Origin of the sequence: Citrobacter sp. MGH100, from assembly GCF_001034465.1 — a bacterium.
Classification (GTDB): domain Bacteria; phylum Pseudomonadota; class Gammaproteobacteria; order Enterobacterales; family Enterobacteriaceae; genus Citrobacter; species Citrobacter youngae.
Genome location: NZ_KQ089802.1, coordinates 387,795 through 404,027, shown reverse-complemented (window position 1 = coordinate 404,027; position 16,233 = coordinate 387,795). Strand labels below are relative to the sequence as shown.

Here is a 16,233-nt window from a genome sequence, read left to right as displayed (position 1 = left end):
TCGATGGTAAACCGGCAGCAGAACGGGAAAAATAGCCCTACGGCGACAGGACTTATACTCGGGGAGTGAAAATGTTCCGGCTTGAAGATCTCACGTTGTTTGTCCGCGCCGCGGCGCTGAACAGTTTTAGCGATGCCGCGCGCGAAGTCGGCGTTCAGCCTGCTCAGGTCAGCTCCGCCATCAAGCGTCTGGAGTCTACGTTGGCTATCCGCTTGTTCGCCCGCTCCACGCGCAGCCTGCGCCTGACGCCGGAGGGCGAGGTCTGGCTACCCTATGCCCGCCAGATGCTGGACGTGATGCATGCCGGGCTGCAAAAAATTCAGACCCCAGAAGATGAAGTGTCTGGCACGCTGCAAATTGCTGTGCCTTCCGATCTTGGCCGTAACCTGCTGCTGCCGGTCTTTCAGTCGTTTCGACGCCGATATCCCGCGCTGCGCCTGCGGATTTTTTTCTCCGATCAGGTGACGGATGTCTTTAAAGACCCCGTCGATGTTGCGTTTCGCTATGGCAATACCGAAGACGCGTCTTACATTGCCCTGCCCGTGGTGCCGGGGAACCGACGTGTGCTGGTGGCCTCACCGGATTGGGTTGCACAAAACGGTGCGCCGCAAAGCCCGGGTGACTTAGCGCAGCTCAACGCCATGACCTTCGTATTACGCGGCCGTCTGCACGATCGCTGGACGTTTACGCGCAACGGCGAGGTCAGTAGTGTGCAGGTTAACGGCACCATTATGAGCGACGATGCGGAAGTGATCCGACGCCTGGCAATTGCCGGGGAAGGTGTGGCGTACAAGTCGTGGCTGGATGTCAGTGAGGATGTGCGTGACGGTCGATTACAACTGCTGATGCCGGATTATCAGGGGGAGAAAGTCCCGCTGAATATGATTTGCCCGCATCGGAAGCAGCTTTCAACGGCGGTCCGTCTGCTGCACGACGCAGTGAAGGCGCGGTGTGAAATGCTGGCGCAAAGCTAATAAGCGCTTTACGCCAGAATACTATCGCGTCGCTACTCAGTCTTTTTTCGCCGCGTTGGCAAAGAAAATATCAGACTGAATGTCTTTGGTGCGGATGGTAAATAGCTGATTAGTCAGATCTTCCGTCAGCTTCTCGGCGTCGGCCATGATGCGCAGGTTGAAGTCATTCAGCATCTTATCGGCGGCTGGTTTATCGGTTTTCGCCATCTTCAGATACTCTGCTTCGACCTCTTTTTGCTCCTTCGCCACTTTGTCTTCCCATGCTTTGTAGGCTTTTTTGACGATTGGCGCGAGCTTCGGATAATCGGTCATCGTCAGCGTTTGTAATTTACGATATTTCCAGTAGATAGACTGATCGTCCGCTTTATCGGTACCCATCGTATAGTTAGCCGGATACGCTTTCAGGCCGCTGTAGTACGGAACAAAGGCGGTGAGATCAGCCATGCCCAAACCAATGTAGGTCGTTTCACCGATCTCTTTTGGCAACCACGGACGGACCTGCATAACATGCGCTTCATAGGTGCGGAAGACGCTGACCGGACGCCATGGTTCTTTGCCATTCAGACCGTTGGTGTAGGGGTCATGGCTGGTGCCTTCATAATGGTTACGCAGTACGGCCTTCACATCGTCCAGCGTCATTTTCTTCTCTGGCGTCATGAAGACCGGGAATTCACGCCCTTTGGCCATATCCTGGTTTACGGAAGGATTGAACTCTTTCTGGATGGTCCATACGCGAGGGTCGTTATACGTGCGGTCACGCTCGTCATCACGGGTATAGGCTTTGGAGAAGTTGAATTTGCCATCTTTCGCCGGTTCGTACAGACCCTTTTCGGTCGCAAATTGAATCAGGTTTTTTGACGCCATCATGTCCGGGTTTTTCGGATCGTAATCCTGTAAGCGGCCCTGGTTACCGGTGGCAAAATACTGGTTATTTGGCAGACGCTGCGCCATCCACTGATGGCCGCTGCCGGTTTCCAGATACCAGATCTCGTTATCGTCGACAACGGCAACGCCAAAGCCTTCGCCTGCGCCGACGGTCTCAACGATATGGCCCAATAGCGCCACGGCTTCACGCGCGGTTTTACTCTGCGACAGCAGAATATCCGGGATATCGTCTTCGGTGATCCCTTTATCTTCAACGTACGGGTCGGCGGCCAGCGCTTTTGGTGAGGCAAAAATAGATTCTGTCCCGCTCACGCCAACGCCCAGTTCGTTAAATCCGGTCGCGCCGTGCAGTTGGGTTTTCCAGTTTGGAACCGTGGTATAACGCAGAGAGTTTTTGGGTAGCGGCCAGGTAAAGTCATTCGCACCGTTATGTGCTTTGGTGCTGTATACCCCTGTCTGATTCTGTTTTGCCGGGTGAATGACAAAATGTTGCGCTTTCAGGGCATCGCTGTCAGCGCTACGGGCAACCAGCATCGAGCCGTCCGCTGATGCTTCGTTACCGACCAGCAGGGTCGTACAAGCAAAACCTGATGAAACAACGGCCAAGTTTATAGAAAGTGCAATCAGGCACTTTTTAAAAGTAAACATTACGTATCCCTCATATGTACGCCAAAAATACACCGGAAACATACCGTTTCCTGAAATGCGATAACGTCTGAACCCTCAGACATTGCTCGCGAGAGAGATAAACGCCCCTGCCCACGCCTTCTCCAAATATCCATCCGTAGATTGAAGTCTTCTGGGCAAAATAAAACGCCCATTTCGCTTAATTATTACGCAATAGATATCGTGATATTCAGGATGTTTCCTGATTCGGGATGAAGAATAGCAATGGGTTATTAGAGGATTCAGTGACCCATGTCGCGTAAGTCGATGATGGCAAATATGAATTCCATTGAGGGGGCGTGATTTTTGTTTCCGGATATGACGTTACTTTTTACGGCAATACAACGAAGGAACAGTGGAACTCGCCACTATCCACGCCCCTTTATACTCCTCCATAACCAGACTCAGGCGCTGTCCGGTTTCGCGATAAAAACTGGGCAACGTCTCGTTGATATCGTCTTTATCGGCGGAGTCTGAGAAGGTTTTGACCAGTTGCGTCGACTGCAGTATGCGCGCGTCGTGGTGCTGGGTATAGGTAAAATAGATATTCCTGCTAATACCTGTGACGTGACGTCCGTACAGTTTTCCGGTTAAGGTTGCCAGCCCCTGATGGTCGTACAGCCGATATGACACCGTGCCGGTAAAGCGGTTGCTGCCAATATTCCACTCCACGTTACCGACGCAGTTCAACGGTCTGTCGGCGTAGCGTGAATACCATAGCCAGGCGCCCGAACCCAGCATCAATACCACGCCAATCGCCAGCAGGATAAGATTGTGTATTTTGTTCATTTCCCGCGCATCCAGTAGTAATGAGTAGAACAAAACGCGTGAACATCTATCCGCGCATCCTTATCGCATACAAAGGCCACCATCCTCTGTGCCTTACGGTAACCTGAAAGAAACACATGTTTGTTATATTCACAAAGATCGGGATGCGATTGCATCAGGCTGAAATAGCTTTCCAGATTGTGTTCATTCGGTGAGTAATAAATTTTACAGTTTTCCTGTGAGGGAATTTGCATAGAAACCGACACGAATTTACTAAACGGCATGACAGGTCGAGTCTGATACCAAACCAGCCAGATAATCAGAGTAGTAATAATCACTCCGGTGGTTAAGAAAATGTTCCACCAGGGAATCGACGTTGCTACTTGCGGTGGAGAGGGCATTTCCTCGGGATCGTTGTTTTCCTTAATAAATGGTGCTAAAGGGGGCTCAGTTTGGGAATGTGTGATCGTCTCCACATGCGTACTCTCATTTAATCTGAGTCCACGCCGGGAAATAGTTTTGACTGTATCACGGGGCAACCCGACATCCGCCAGTGCATTGCGCAACGTCAAAATTGCCTGGTAAAAAGTATTGGTCGTGGTCACATTGTTTCTTTCTCCCCAACCTACTTTGAGCAGCGTGCTCTGAGAAACAATGTCACTTGCGTGAGTAATTAAATAGAGAAAACAGAGCGAGGCTGGGATCTGCAGTTGAATTGCTCGCCCTGTCTGTCGATTGACCAGGCTTTTGTTATCAGGATTAAATTCGACCAACTGGTTGATAAGGTACAATGCCCGGCCCTCAGTAACGAAACGTCTCATATGTTGCATCAACATACCCATTTAATATTACATCGAAATGGATAAGACGCCTCTACCTTTGTACTTGATCAAAGATAAGAGTTTTACTCTTAATAATTAAATCCTTTTAATACAATGAGTTATAGTGGCTATATCTTAGGTGATAATTAACTAAGGTTAAATAATAAGAATTAATTACAGGTTTATCTGATTAGCTATTATATTTATCCCACAACATCACAAAGGTTTCTGGTTTTTAGGAATTTTGTGATTTACTAAAATCATTTCGCAAGGTTTTGTTTTAGCAAATAGTGCTGTATTTACGTTTACCGTGATGTCTGGATTTGTGTATAAAACTCCTAATATATGGGCTTTTAATCTGAGATAAAGCTCCGTAATACTTATCAACATAACGACATTTACAGTTGGAGATTATTTTTCTATAGGATTTTATAACATTTTTACCACTCGACTGTTATTAGCGAAAACGGATTTCACCACCTGTCGGATTGACACATTTATTTACCGATGAAATATTTATGGAAAATAACAGGGGCATAGTAGATGAAGAGAAAGCCGCTACAGAGTGTTCGTTGCATAAGCTGTGAATTATCCTGTGAATTATTTCCGGATGCTGCCGTACGCGCACAATACTGCCACCGTGCCGCTTTTGCTGTCTGGCCAGAGGGTAATGATTATTTGAAGAAAGGTATTATTGAAAAGCTTTTACTTAATAATCACAATCATTTATCCCATGGATTTATTTTTATCGATTTTTCATTCCCGAATTTGCGTCTGTTCACCGATCCGCAATGGGTGGATCGCCTGACGCAGAGTGGTATGCATATTGTATTGATAGCGGATCGGATCCTGACGCCGTTAGCCAATTACTGGTTATCGAAAAGCAATAAAATTCAAGGGATTATTTATTCCAGTGATAGTGATGAAGTTCAGCATCAGAAAATACGTCGCTTATTCCGGGGGCATCTCGCCAACAGCAAACGTGGGCGTTCATTGAATTATACGGAAATGATATTACTCAAGCGATTTATTTCAGGGATAAGTATTCAGCAAATTACCCGAATAGATAATATTGATGTTAAGAGAATATATGTCTACAAACTTCGACTTGAAGATAAGTTAGGCCTAAGTATTCATAAAATACTCTCTAACATTTTATAGCTGATTCTCATTTTTATTATTTCCACATCATCGCGATGTGGTGGACGCTCTACGCCTGATAGCAGGAGGCTAATATGCCAAATCCCAAATCTTACTCTCGTATTGCCATCGCGGTTTCAGCCGCATTAACTTCTATGGTATTTTCGGCCCATGCAGCCTGGATTGATGTTGATAGTCTTCCTTCCAGCGGTCTGGTTAGCAGTCTGCCCCCGGAGTTGCAGGCTTTATTTCCTGCACAGGCGAATGCCAGTTTCGCTAAAACCAGCGCGACGCCGAATTATGTTTATCAGTGGAGTGCCGGCACCATTCCCGTTTTTGGTCATGGATTAACGCTGAATGGGCCTGGAGCTGAAGCCTTCGAACACTCTATTACCGTTATTCAGAACAGTGCGACGGGTAGCCCGGGCGTTATTTTCGGTGACGACCTGACGATCCGCACGCAGTCGAAGAATGCCGCTAATAATGGTAAGGATGTTGATGGTATCCGCACGCACGGGGGCAATTCGCCGGATAACCCGGTCTTTATCATCACCGGAGATCGCACCAGCATCTATGTGGACGGTCAGGATGGTGACGGCATTAACGCCGGTTACAGCGCCTATAATCAGGGGCAGGGTTGGAAAGGTTCGGCCAATATTTACGTTGGCGACGATCTGTATATTCAAACCACCGGTTATCAGGGGCGTGGGATCACTGCAAACGCGATGAGAGACGAAACGCAGGCCAAAAATACGATTGTCGTCGGCGACCGGGCACACATTGTGACGATAGGTGACAGTTCAGAAGGTCTTCGCACCGGGCAGAGCGGCTCCTCGATCCGCCTTGGTGATGGTGCCACTATCGAGACGTCGGGTGCTTCCTCAACAGGGATCTATGCCGCCTCATCTTCCAAAACGGAACTGGGCAACAATGCCACGATTACGGTCAACGGCGTCAGCGCACATGCGGTTTATTCCACCAATGCGACGGTGAATCTCGGCGAAAACGCGACGATCAACGTAAACAATTCGGCCAAAGCGGCGTCATACAGCAAAGCGCCACGCGGCCTGTATGCGGCTTCACGCGGTGCGATAAACCTGGCGGGCGGCGCTGCCATTACCATGGCGGGAAATCACAGCAATGAAAGTTATGCCATCAGCACCGAAACGGGCGGCTCCGTAGACGGCTCCGCAGGTGGGCGCTTCCTTATCGACGGCGATCTTCACGCCGCCGGCGCGACTGCCGCGAACAGCAGCCTGCCACAGCAAAACAGTACCATTACGCTCAATATGACCGACAACTCGTTGTGGAGTGGGGCGTCATACATCACCAGCGTCACGGCCGGAACGGGTGTTATCTCGCTGCAAATGAGCGATGCGACCTGGAACATGACCAACAGCTCAACGCTTACTGACCTGACGCTGAACGGCGGGTCCGTGGTGAACTTTGGCCATGCTGACGGAGAACCGTGGCAGACGCTTACCATTAATGAAGATTTCACCGGCAACGGCGGCAAACTGGTTTTCAATACCGTCCTGAATGACGATGCCTCCGAAACCGACAAGCTGAAAGTGCTCGGCAATACCGCCGGTAACGCGTTTGTGGCGGTGAATAATATTGGCGGAACCGGGGCACAAACTGTTGAAGGTATTGAGATTATTGAAGTGGCCGGTAATTCTGACGGCACTTTTGAGAAAGCGGGCCGTATTGTTGCCGGTGCGTACGACTATAACGTGGTGCAAAAGGGCAGCAACTGGTATCTGACCAGCTTTATTCCTGCTCCGCCGGATCCGGAAGACCCGGACCCGGTCGATCCGCATGACCCTGATCCTGTTGACCCAGACCCGGTCGATCCAGACCCGGTAGATCCGATAATCCCTGAGCCGGAAATACCTGTCGCACCTCCGGTCACCGAGCAGCAATACCGCCCGGAAGCAGGTAGTTATCTGGCGAACAACTACGCCGCTAACACGCTGTTTATGACCCGACTGCACGATCGTCTGGGCGAAACGCAGTACATCGACATGCTGACGGGCGAGAAAAAAGTCACCAGTATGTGGATGCGTAACGTCGGGGCGCATACCCGCTTTAAAGACGGTAGCGGGCAGTTGAAAACCCAAAGCAACAGCTATGTGATGCAGTTAGGCGGCGATCTGGCGCAGTGGAGTAGCGACGGCCTCGACCGTTGGCACATCGGCGCAATGGCAGGTTACGCCAACAGCCAGAACCGCACGCAGTCCAGCCTGACCGGCTACCATTCACGTGGTCAGGTCACCGGTTACAGCGTAGGGCTGTACGGCACCTGGTATGCCAATGACGCAGACAAGACCGGCACTTACGTAGACACCTGGATGCTGTACAACTGGTTTGATAACAAAGTGATGGGCCAGGAGCAGGCGACAGAGAAATACAAATCCAGCGGGATAACAGCCTCTGTTGAAGCGGGTTACAGCTTCAAACTGGGTGAAAACGAGCGCAACAGCTACTGGCTGCAACCGAAAGCGCAGGTGGTATGGATGGACGTGCAGGCCGACAGCCACCGCGAAGCGAACGGTACCCGCGTGAAAGACAACACCGATGGCAACCTGATGACCCGTCTGGGTGTGAAAGCCTTTATCAACGGTCACAACGCCATCGACGACGGTAAATCACGCGAGTTCCAGCCGTTTGTCGAAGCCAACTGGATCCACAACACGCAGACGACCCGCGTGAAGATGGATGATGTGAGCAACGACATGCGCGGCACGAAGAACATCGGCGAGCTGAAAGTCGGCGTAGAAGGGCAAATCACCCCGCGCCTCAACGTGTGGAGCAACGTGGCCCAACAGATCGGCGACAAAGGCTACAGCGATACCCGCGGTATGCTCGGCGTGAAATATAACTTCTGATGTAATGCAGTAATGTAAAAGCCGCTGATTAACCGATCGGCGGCTTTATTTTTTGGGGGAATTGTAGGCCGGATAAGCGTTAGCGCCATCCGGCATCTGGTAAATCTGTAATTAACGCTTACAGGTTCAGCCGCACTTCACTGGAGAGTTGCCAGCGTGTTCTCAATTCTGTTCAGCTTCTGATTTGCCTCTTTCAGCTCATCCTGCAATCGTTGCTCCTGCTCGCCGTAGACCATCAGGACGATACAGCCGTTCATCACTTTTACGCTAATCTGTTGCCCGGTATCAAACCCCGCTTCGCGTAGCCACTTGCCGGAAAGAATAATTTTGGGTGTGGATTTGTCGAAAACATTCGGGCGATATCCCACAATTACCGAACGTTCGGTTCCGGATTGGTCGGTGTCTGGGGTAGAATGCGAATCAGCCATAATCAACTCCTTGATAGTTGGTGAGGTTAGCTCTCGTCGGGTACTGCGAATACCGGGCGAGGGCGTTTATAAGTCAGGTCGTCAGGTGTAAAGGTACGTACCTGATCGGTGATATATTGTGCTTGTAGGTACGTACATGTCAACGGCTAAACGCGACCCAAATCAGTCCAAATCCGGAAAGGCTCCAACTTTTCAGATTCGTATCACGCCTGAGTTAAAGGCGCAGTTAGAGGCTGCGGCAAAGGCTGAGGGGATGAGTTTGGGGAACTGGCTCAAAACATTAGCTCGCAATGAACTTTGCCGGTTAGGGATTAAACCTCATAATTGAGAGTGTCTTTATGGTGACCTCGACAAATGCAAGAAAAGAAAATAATAATGTGATTGGTTATCTAAATTATTATTTTTATGAAGATATTAATAGTGATTATGCTGTGCTCCTTAACGGTCCGTGGGGTAGTGGGAAAACTTATTTCATTAAAAATAAATTCTTTAAAGAAGATCATGAATTAACAAAACCTCTCTATATTACATTAAATGGACTAACTTCCATTTCTGAAATTACAGATCAGTTCTTTTCTCAACTACATCCAAAGTTATCATCTAAAGCATTTAGAATGCTAGGTGTTATAGCATCTAGAGCTATTAATGGATATGCAGGAACGGAAGTAGCCAAAGATGAAAATGATAAATCTATTGTAAAAGACATTTTCCTTAATATAAAAAATAGGATTATAATATTTGATGATCTAGAAAGATGTTTAATTCCTATTCAAAGTATTTTAGGTTATATAAACGCTTTTGTTGAGCATGATGGTTGCAAGGTATTAGTCGTTGCAAGTGAGAGTGATATACCTGAAGATCAAAGAGAAGACTACCTTTTAAAAAAGGAAAAGACAATAGGGAAAACTATTTCATTAATACCATCTGTGGGAGAGGTTATTGATTTTTTTTGTGATACAATAAAAAATAATCTAGCAAAAGAAAGTATTTTAAAAAATAAAAAAGATATACTAAAAATCATCAATGATTCTGGTAGTGTTAACTTCAGAAGTGTTCGCGCAATTTTTGGGGATTTTGAGAGGCTAGTTGTTAATTTTGAGAGTTATCTAAATAAATCTACTGTTGCCATAAAAAAGTTGCTAACATCAATGTTAGCTTTAGGTATTGAACACCGACGTGGTAATATTTCTTCCGAGGAAATAGAAAATATCCCAACTAACTCTTTTACCTATTCATTAACTAAGAGTTCACCTGGAAAAATTGATATTATTATCGGAAAATATTCAACAGTTGATTGGTTTGATCCTGTTTTACCTTATGATTCAATAGCTAAAGTCTTCTCGGTTGGTGTGATGGATATAGATAATATCGCGACTCACCTATCTCAACATCCTTTGTTGTCTGTTGATAAGTACTCATATTTTTGGCGAGATTTATGGAGTTGGACCGACTTAACAAGAAGTAAATATTTAATAGCTCTTAATGGATTAAAAGGACAACTTGAAAAGTATGAGATAGTTGAACCTGAAGTGATCTTGCATGTTGTAGGGATTGTATTGAGTCTGGAAATGAAAAATGAAAAGTCACTAACATTAGGGGTAGATGTTGTCTCCTATTTTAAAAAATATGTGCGCAACCTTTTGGGAAAAGGATTGTTATTACCAGACATAGAGTTTTTTAGTGAGTTACACAGCTCTAAATATAATTTAGGATTCATATGTAGTGACAAAGAGGAATTCACAATAATTAAAGAGTATCTGAGTGTTGCTGTAAATGATAGTTTCTATTCTTTACGGAAAAAGAGTTATCCTGATTTTTTATTTTCATTGTTTAAAAACTCAATGGAATATTCGCGTTTGTATGAGTATGGTATTAGTGAAGGTAATTATGGTGGTGTTCCTTTTTTACATTTAATACCTCCGGGTTATTTTTCTCATATGATTATTAATGACTGGAAGTGTAATAGAACACTCCTTGCATCTTTGTCAACAAGATATTCACGAGACTTACATAGTAAAAAATTAGTTGATGAGTATATATGGTTAAAAAAACTAATGAAAATGACTTATAGAGTAGCCAATAATGCAGAAGAACCACAAAAAACACAATTAATTAGTGATTTGGGTTATTATTTTGGGAAAATAGAAGAAAAGATCTAAAAATATTATGTATCTTTAGTTAGTGAAATTTTCTCTGTTTAGTCGGATCATTAAATATATTCAATTTTTTGATAGTTTCTTAATACCAATACCAATACCAATACCAATACCAATACCAATAAATAATTCTCATATTTACTGGGAGGTTCAGCCCTACTTCCTGCCCTCTTTTCCCCACTGTAACAATTCCACTATATCCTTCTCACCTTCAGCTTCTTTTAAGCGCCGTTGTTGTTCAGCAAACTGACTATATTCCGCCTGCGCTTTTTCATCGGCCATTTTCTTGCTGACTTTACCTGGGCCTTGCAGAACCTCACGGTCGTTAAATTGCAGGAACTGATCCAGCTTATCCTGCCAGTCACGCAAAAAGACCTGCTGACGGCGACGGGCCTGATCCTCGGCAAAATCCAGCCACATGTTAACTACGCGGTTGAGTTCGCTGACCTCATCCTGGGTGAGATAATTTTTTGCCACCGTCACGTCACCCTTACGTACCTCTTCACCTTTGTAGCTGGTTAATCCCATATGCGATTTGCTGGCGTCAGCCCGTTTGTGGATGAGTTCAGCAGCAGTATGGCCAGTACAGGCGAAATGTAGTTTGTTCTGGATGGTTTGAAAAAACTGTGTGGTTTCTTTTAGCGACGGTTGATAGTCGGCAGCTAACGCAAAGATCTCCCGCACCCGTAAATAAACCCGGCGCTCGCTGGCCCGAATATCGCGGATGCGTTCCAGCATCTCATCGAAATAGTCAGGCACAGCCGAAGAACCAACAGGCGGATTTTTCAGCCGCTCGTCGTCCATCACAAAACCTTTGATCAGGTATTCCTGAAGTGTTTGGGTTGCCCACTGGCGGAATTGCGTGCCGCGAGGGGAGCGAACGCGGTAGCCGACAGCGAGGATAGCTTCCAGATTATAGTGATCTATCTCTCTTGAAACCTGACGCTTTCCTTCCTGGCGAACTATCCGGAATTTCCGGATAGTTGAATTTTGAGTAAGTTCACCTTCAGAAAAAATGTTGATTAAATGCTCGTTAATGGTGCGAACGTCTTTATCATACAATTCAGCTATTGCCGCCTGAGATAACCAAATAGTGTCTGACTCAAAGCGGCATTCAACACGTACTCTCCCATCACTGCTGGCAAACATAATAAATTCGCCTGTCGGGGATTGTGGTAGGTGTTTATCTGTCATGTCGCCTCCGTTTTAACCAGACTTATAACGCTGCAATCAACGTAGTATGCCAGAGATCGATCCTGGATATAGAAAGCTAAAAAGAGATGTGATTTAAGAAGAACTAACATGAGGCATTTTGGCGGAAGATCACAGGAGTCGAACCTGCCCGGGAACGCTGGCGTCCCCAACTGGATTTGAAGTCCAGCCACCTCACCGGAGATGACGATCTTCCGCGCCTCGATTGCTACATGGAGGCGGGGCGCATTATAGCTACTTCCAAACGTTTCCACACCCCCTCACTCACTTTTTTAACTTCCGTTTATCTATACCATGACCAGTTTCATATAAATCCTCAATAAATCCGTTAGTTACATTTCATCACATTTTTTCGACGCTACCCTGATCACAGAAAACAAGAATCGTAATTTGATAACGAGATATCGGAATACCCGCGCTCACAGGGATGGTTTACAAGAACTGTAACCGGTATCAGTGCGTGTGAAAGTGCTAACAAGGATGCGTAATGAAAAGTGAGATTTTGTCCGTTAAAGAGAAGATTGGCTACGGAATGGGCGATGCTGCCAGCCACATTATCTTCGATAATGTCATGTTATATATGATGTTCTTCTATACCGATATTTTTGGTATTCCGGCCGGATTTGTCGGCACCATGTTCTTACTGGCGCGTGCGCTGGATGCCATCTCAGACCCTTGTATGGGACTGCTGGCCGACCGCACCCGCTCGCGCTGGGGGAAATTCCGCCCGTGGGTGCTGTTTGGCGCGCTGCCGTTTGGTCTGGTCTGTGTGCTCGCCTACAGCACGCCAGATCTCAGTCTGAACGGCAAAATGATTTATGCCGCCATCACCTACACGCTGCTGACCCTGCTTTATACCGTGGTGAATATTCCCTACTGTGCGCTGGGCGGCGTGATCACCAATGACCCCACGCAGCGTATCTCCCTGCAATCATGGCGCTTTGTGCTGGCGACGGCAGGCGGCATGCTCTCCACCGTGCTGATGATGCCGCTGGTGGATCTGATTGGCGGCGAGGATAAAGCGTTCGGCTTTCAGGGCGGGATTGCCGTGCTCTCGGTTGTGGCCTTCCTGATGCTGGCGTTTTGCTTTTTCACCACCAAAGAACGCGTGGAAGCGCCGCCGAGCACCACCTCGATGCGTGAAGATCTGCGCGACATCTGGCAGAACGATCAATGGCGCATCGTCGGCATGCTGACCATCCTCAATATCCTGGCCGTCTGTGTTCGCGGCGGGGCGATGATGTATTACGTCACCTGGATTTTGGGCACGCCAGAAGTGTTTGTCGCCTTCCTCACCACCTATTGCGTCGGCAATCTTATCGGCTCTGCGCTGGCAAAACCGCTCACCGACTGGAAATGCAAAGTCAGCGTCTTCTGGTGGACCAACGCCGCGCTGGCGGTCGTCAGTCTGGCGATGTTCTTCGTACCGATGCACGCCAACATCACCATGTTCGTCTTCATCTTCGTGATTGGCGTACTGCACCAGCTCGTGACGCCAATCCAGTGGGTCATGATGTCTGACACAGTGGATTACGGCGAGTGGTGCAACGGAAAACGTCTGACGGGGATCAGCTTTGCGGGCACGCTGTTCGTACTCAAGCTGGGTTTGGCGCTTGGCGGGGCGATGATCGGCTGGATGCTGGCGGGCGGGGGCTACGACGCCGCAGCGAAAACCCAGAATAGCGCCACCATTAGCATCATCATCGGGCTGTTCACCATTGTTCCGGCTATTTGCTACCTGCTGAGTGCCGTGATTGCCAAACGCTTCTATACCCTGAAAACCCCGTATCTGACTGAAATCATGAGCCAACTGGCTCAGGGTGCGCGCCGCAATCAGCAGGATTTTACGACGAAAGAATTACAGAACTAAGGAACCGACAATGAAAATTAGCGATGGAAACTGGCTGATTCAGCCCGGTCTGAACGTGATTAACCCGATTCAGGTATTCGAGGTCGAACAGCAGGGTAACGAGATGATTGTCTACGTTGCGCCGCGCGATGTGCGCGAACGTACCTGGCAACTGGATACTCCACTCTTCACCCTGCGCTTTTTCTCACCGCAGGAAGGCGTGGTAGGTGTGCGTATGGCGCACTTCCAGGGGGCGTTGGATACCGGTCCGCATTACCCGCTGAACGTGCTGCAGGACGTAAACGTCGAGATGCACAACACCGCTGAATTTGCCGAACTGAAGAGCGGTAACTTGAGCGTGCGCGTGACTAAAGGTGAGTTCTGGTCGCTGGACTTCCTGCGTAACGGCGAACGTATTACCGGCAGTCAGCTGAAAAATAACGGCTACGTGCAGGATACTCACAGCGGGCGTAACTATATGTTTGAGCGCCTGGATCTCGGTGTCGGGGAAACGGTATATGGTCTGGGCGAACGCTTTACCGCACTGGTGCGTAACGGGCAAACGGTAGAAACCTGGAACCGCGACGGCGGCACCAGCACCGAGCAATCTTACAAGAACATCCCGTTCTATATCACCAACCGCGGTTACGGCGTACTGGTGAACCATCCGCAGTGCGTGTCGTTTGAAATCGGCTCTGAGAAAGTGTCGAAAGTGCAGTTCAGCGTGGAAAGCGAGTATCTGGAATACTTCGTTATTGACGGCCCAACGCCGAAGGACGTGTTGAACCGTTATACCCAATTCACTGGCCGTCCCGCGCTGCCGCCAGCCTGGTCGTTTGGCCTGTGGCTGACCACGTCGTTCACCACCAATTACGACGAAGCGACGGTCAACAGCTTTATCGACGGCATGGCCGAGCGCAATCTGCCGCTGCACGTTTTTCACTTTGACTGCTTCTGGATGAAAGCCTTCCAGTGGTGCGACTTTGAGTGGGATCCGGTGACCTTCCCGGACCCGGAAGGCATGATCCGCCGCCTGAAAGAAAAGGGGCTGAAGGTTTGCGTGTGGATTAACCCGTATATCGGTCAGAAATCACCGATTTTCAACGAGCTGAAAGAGAAGGGGTATCTGCTCAAGCGGCCGGATGGTTCCCTGTGGCAATGGGATAAATGGCAGCCGGGCCTGGCGATTTATGACTTCACTAATCCGCAAGCCTGTGAGTGGTATGCCAACAAGCTGAAAGGTCTGGTGGATATCGGCGTTGACTGCTTCAAAACTGACTTTGGTGAACGCATTCCTACTGACGTTCAGTGGTTTGACGGTGCCGATCCGCAGAAAATGCACAACCATTATGCGTACATCTACAACGAACTGGTGTGGAACGTGCTGAAAGAGACTGTTGGTGAAGAAGAGGCGGTGCTGTTCGCCCGTTCGGCCTCGGTCGGCGCGCAGCAGTTTCCGGTGCATTGGGGCGGCGATTGCTATGCCAACTATGAATCGATGGCCGAAAGCCTGCGCGGCGGGTTGTCCATTGGTCTGTCCGGCTTTGGCTTCTGGAGTCACGATATTGGCGGCTTTGAGAATACCGCCCCGGCGCACGTCTACAAGCGCTGGTGTGCGTTCGGGCTGCTCTCCAGCCATAGTCGTCTGCACGGGAGCAAATCCTACCGTGTGCCGTGGGCGTACGATGACGAATCCTGCGATGTGGTGCGCTACTTCACCGAGCAGAAATGCCGCATGATGCCGTATCTGTATCGCGAAGCGGCGCGCGCCAATGAGCAAGGCACGCCGATGATGCGCGCAATGATGCTGGAGTTTCCGGACGATCCGGCATGTGATTATCTCGACCGCCAGTACATGCTGGGCGATAGCGTGATGGTTGCGCCGGTGTTTAGCGAGGCGGGTGATGTGCAGTTCTACCTGCCGGAAGGACGCTGGACGCATCTGTGGCGTAACGACGAGGTGTCTGGCAGCCGCTGGCATAAGCAGCAGCATGACTTCCTGAGCCTGCCAGTTTACGTGCGTGAGAACACCCTTCTGGCGCTGGGCAGCAATAACCAGAAGCCGGACTACGCCTGGCACGAAGGAACCGCGTTCCAGCTGTTCCATCTGCAGGAGGGCCGGGAAGCGGTGTGTGAAGTGCCTGCGATGGACGGCTCGGTTATCTTCACGCTGAAGGCGACGCGTGTAGGTAATACCATCACTGTGAAAGGGAACGGTGAGGCACGTAACTGGACGCTGTGCCTGCGAAATATTCAGAAAATTGGCGGCATTAAATGCGGGTCGCATATGGGCAGCGAGCTGGGTGTAGTTATTACTCCACAGGGCAGTGAGCTGACGATTACCTTGTAAGCATGTGTCGACGTGGTGCCGGATGCGTTTTATCCGGCCCACGCTGCGAGCAGCATTCCAGATCTGAAAATCCAAAACATCCTGAATTAAATTTTT

Annotated in this window: 12 protein-coding genes and 1 tRNA gene; 7 read left to right on the top strand and 6 right to left on the bottom strand. The window is 48.8% G+C overall.

Annotated elements, in window-relative coordinates; translation table 11 throughout:
• Nucleotides 1–71: 71 nt before the first annotated feature.
• The gene (locus SK32_RS19730; protein ID WP_048213742.1) at nt 72–974 is read left to right on the top strand and encodes a LysR family transcriptional regulator; all 903 of its coding nucleotides are present in this window, start codon (nt 72–74) and stop codon (nt 972–974) included.
• Between the two features lie 36 nt (nt 975–1,010).
• On the opposite strand, the gene SK32_RS19725 is transcribed toward SK32_RS19730, so the two are convergent.
• The 3 genes from SK32_RS19725 to SK32_RS19715 form a co-directional block, all read right to left on the bottom strand.
• Nucleotides 1,011–2,507, bottom strand: a complete 1,497-nt coding sequence (locus tag SK32_RS19725; RefSeq protein ID WP_005121531.1) for a C69 family dipeptidase — start codon at nt 2,505–2,507, stop codon at nt 1,011–1,013.
• Nucleotides 2,508–2,849: 342 nt separating this feature from the next.
• Nucleotides 2,850–3,314, bottom strand: a complete 465-nt coding sequence (locus SK32_RS19720) for a hypothetical protein (protein WP_048213741.1) — start codon at nt 3,312–3,314, stop codon at nt 2,850–2,852.
• Nucleotides 3,311–4,084 (bottom strand): winged helix-turn-helix domain-containing protein, encoded by a 774-nt coding sequence (locus SK32_RS19715; RefSeq protein WP_048213811.1) that lies wholly within the window; start codon nt 4,082–4,084, stop codon nt 3,311–3,313. Before SK32_RS19715 ends, SK32_RS19720 begins: the two co-directional genes overlap by 4 nt.
• Nucleotides 4,085–4,657: 573 nt before the next feature.
• Between SK32_RS19715 and SK32_RS19710 the strand changes: the two genes are divergently transcribed.
• Both SK32_RS19710 and misL read left to right on the top strand, forming a co-directional pair.
• Nucleotides 4,658–5,275, top strand: a complete 618-nt coding sequence (locus SK32_RS19710) for a transcriptional regulator (RefSeq protein ID WP_048213740.1) — start codon at nt 4,658–4,660, stop codon at nt 5,273–5,275.
• A 74-nt stretch (nt 5,276–5,349) separates the two neighbouring features.
• A complete protein-coding gene (gene misL / locus SK32_RS19705) occupies nt 5,350–8,142 on the top strand; it encodes an intestinal colonization autotransporter adhesin MisL (protein ID WP_048213739.1) in 2,793 nt (930 codons plus the stop codon).
• A gap of 137 nt (nt 8,143–8,279) precedes the next feature.
• Here the strand turns inward: misL and SK32_RS19700 are convergent, their stop codons facing one another.
• Nucleotides 8,280–8,570 carry a SymE family type I addiction module toxin gene (locus SK32_RS19700; protein WP_048213738.1) on the bottom strand — a complete coding sequence of 97 codons (291 nt, stop codon included), beginning with the start codon at nt 8,568–8,570 and terminating at the stop codon, nt 8,280–8,282.
• Nucleotides 8,571–8,706: 136 nt separating this feature from the next.
• Between SK32_RS19700 and SK32_RS25225 the strand changes: the two genes are divergently transcribed.
• Nucleotides 8,707–8,898, top strand: coding sequence for a toxin-antitoxin system HicB family antitoxin (locus SK32_RS25225; RefSeq protein ID WP_075551443.1), 192 nt, complete (start codon nt 8,707–8,709; stop codon nt 8,896–8,898).
• 10 nt (nt 8,899–8,908) lie between these two features.
• Nucleotides 8,909–10,729 carry a P-loop NTPase fold protein gene (locus tag SK32_RS19695; RefSeq protein ID WP_048213737.1) on the top strand — a complete coding sequence of 607 codons (1,821 nt, stop codon included), beginning with the start codon at nt 8,909–8,911 and terminating at the stop codon, nt 10,727–10,729.
• 153 nt (nt 10,730–10,882) lie between these two features.
• Here SK32_RS19695 and SK32_RS19690 read toward each other — a convergent pair whose 3' ends face one another.
• On the bottom strand, nt 10,883–11,920 hold the full coding sequence (locus SK32_RS19690) for a virulence RhuM family protein (protein ID WP_048213736.1): 1,038 nt from the start codon (nt 11,918–11,920) through the stop codon (nt 10,883–10,885).
• A 119-nt stretch (nt 11,921–12,039) separates the two neighbouring features.
• Nucleotides 12,040–12,134: transfer RNA gene (locus tag SK32_RS19685), tRNA-Sec, on the bottom strand.
• Nucleotides 12,135–12,425: 291 nt separating this feature from the next.
• Here SK32_RS19685 and SK32_RS19680 point away from each other — a divergent pair.
• The gene (locus SK32_RS19680) at nt 12,426–13,808 is read left to right on the top strand and encodes a glycoside-pentoside-hexuronide family transporter (RefSeq protein WP_048213735.1); all 1,383 of its coding nucleotides are present in this window, start codon (nt 12,426–12,428) and stop codon (nt 13,806–13,808) included.
• 10 nt (nt 13,809–13,818) lie between these two features.
• Entirely contained in the window at nt 13,819–16,137 is a 2,319-nt protein-coding gene (gene yicI, locus SK32_RS19675) for an alpha-xylosidase (RefSeq protein WP_048213734.1), read from the top strand.
• The last annotated feature ends 96 nt before the right edge of the window (nt 16,138–16,233 follow it).

Bases quoted from the DNA above. Each gene is read 5' to 3' on its own strand.
- SK32_RS19695 (WP_048213737.1), top strand. From the start codon at position 8,909: ATGGTGACCTCGACAAATGCAAGAAAAGAAAATAATAATGTGATTGGT.
- SK32_RS19710 (WP_048213740.1), top strand. From the start codon at position 4,658: ATGAAGAGAAAGCCGCTACAGAGTGTTCGTTGCATAAGCTGTGAATTA.
- SK32_RS19690 (WP_048213736.1), bottom strand. From the start codon at position 11,920: ATGACAGATAAACACCTACCACAATCCCCGACAGGCGAATTTATTATG.
- SK32_RS19700 (WP_048213738.1), bottom strand. From the start codon at position 8,570: ATGGCTGATTCGCATTCTACCCCAGACACCGACCAATCCGGAACCGAA.
- SK32_RS19680 (WP_048213735.1), top strand. From the start codon at position 12,426: ATGAAAAGTGAGATTTTGTCCGTTAAAGAGAAGATTGGCTACGGAATG.
- misL (WP_048213739.1), top strand. From the start codon at position 5,350: ATGCCAAATCCCAAATCTTACTCTCGTATTGCCATCGCGGTTTCAGCC.
- yicI (WP_048213734.1), top strand. From the start codon at position 13,819: ATGAAAATTAGCGATGGAAACTGGCTGATTCAGCCCGGTCTGAACGTG.
- SK32_RS25225 (WP_075551443.1), top strand. From the start codon at position 8,707: ATGTCAACGGCTAAACGCGACCCAAATCAGTCCAAATCCGGAAAGGCT.
- SK32_RS19720 (WP_048213741.1), bottom strand. From the start codon at position 3,314: ATGAACAAAATACACAATCTTATCCTGCTGGCGATTGGCGTGGTATTG.
- SK32_RS19725 (WP_005121531.1), bottom strand. From the start codon at position 2,507: ATGTTTACTTTTAAAAAGTGCCTGATTGCACTTTCTATAAACTTGGCC.
- SK32_RS19730 (WP_048213742.1), top strand. From the start codon at position 72: ATGTTCCGGCTTGAAGATCTCACGTTGTTTGTCCGCGCCGCGGCGCTG.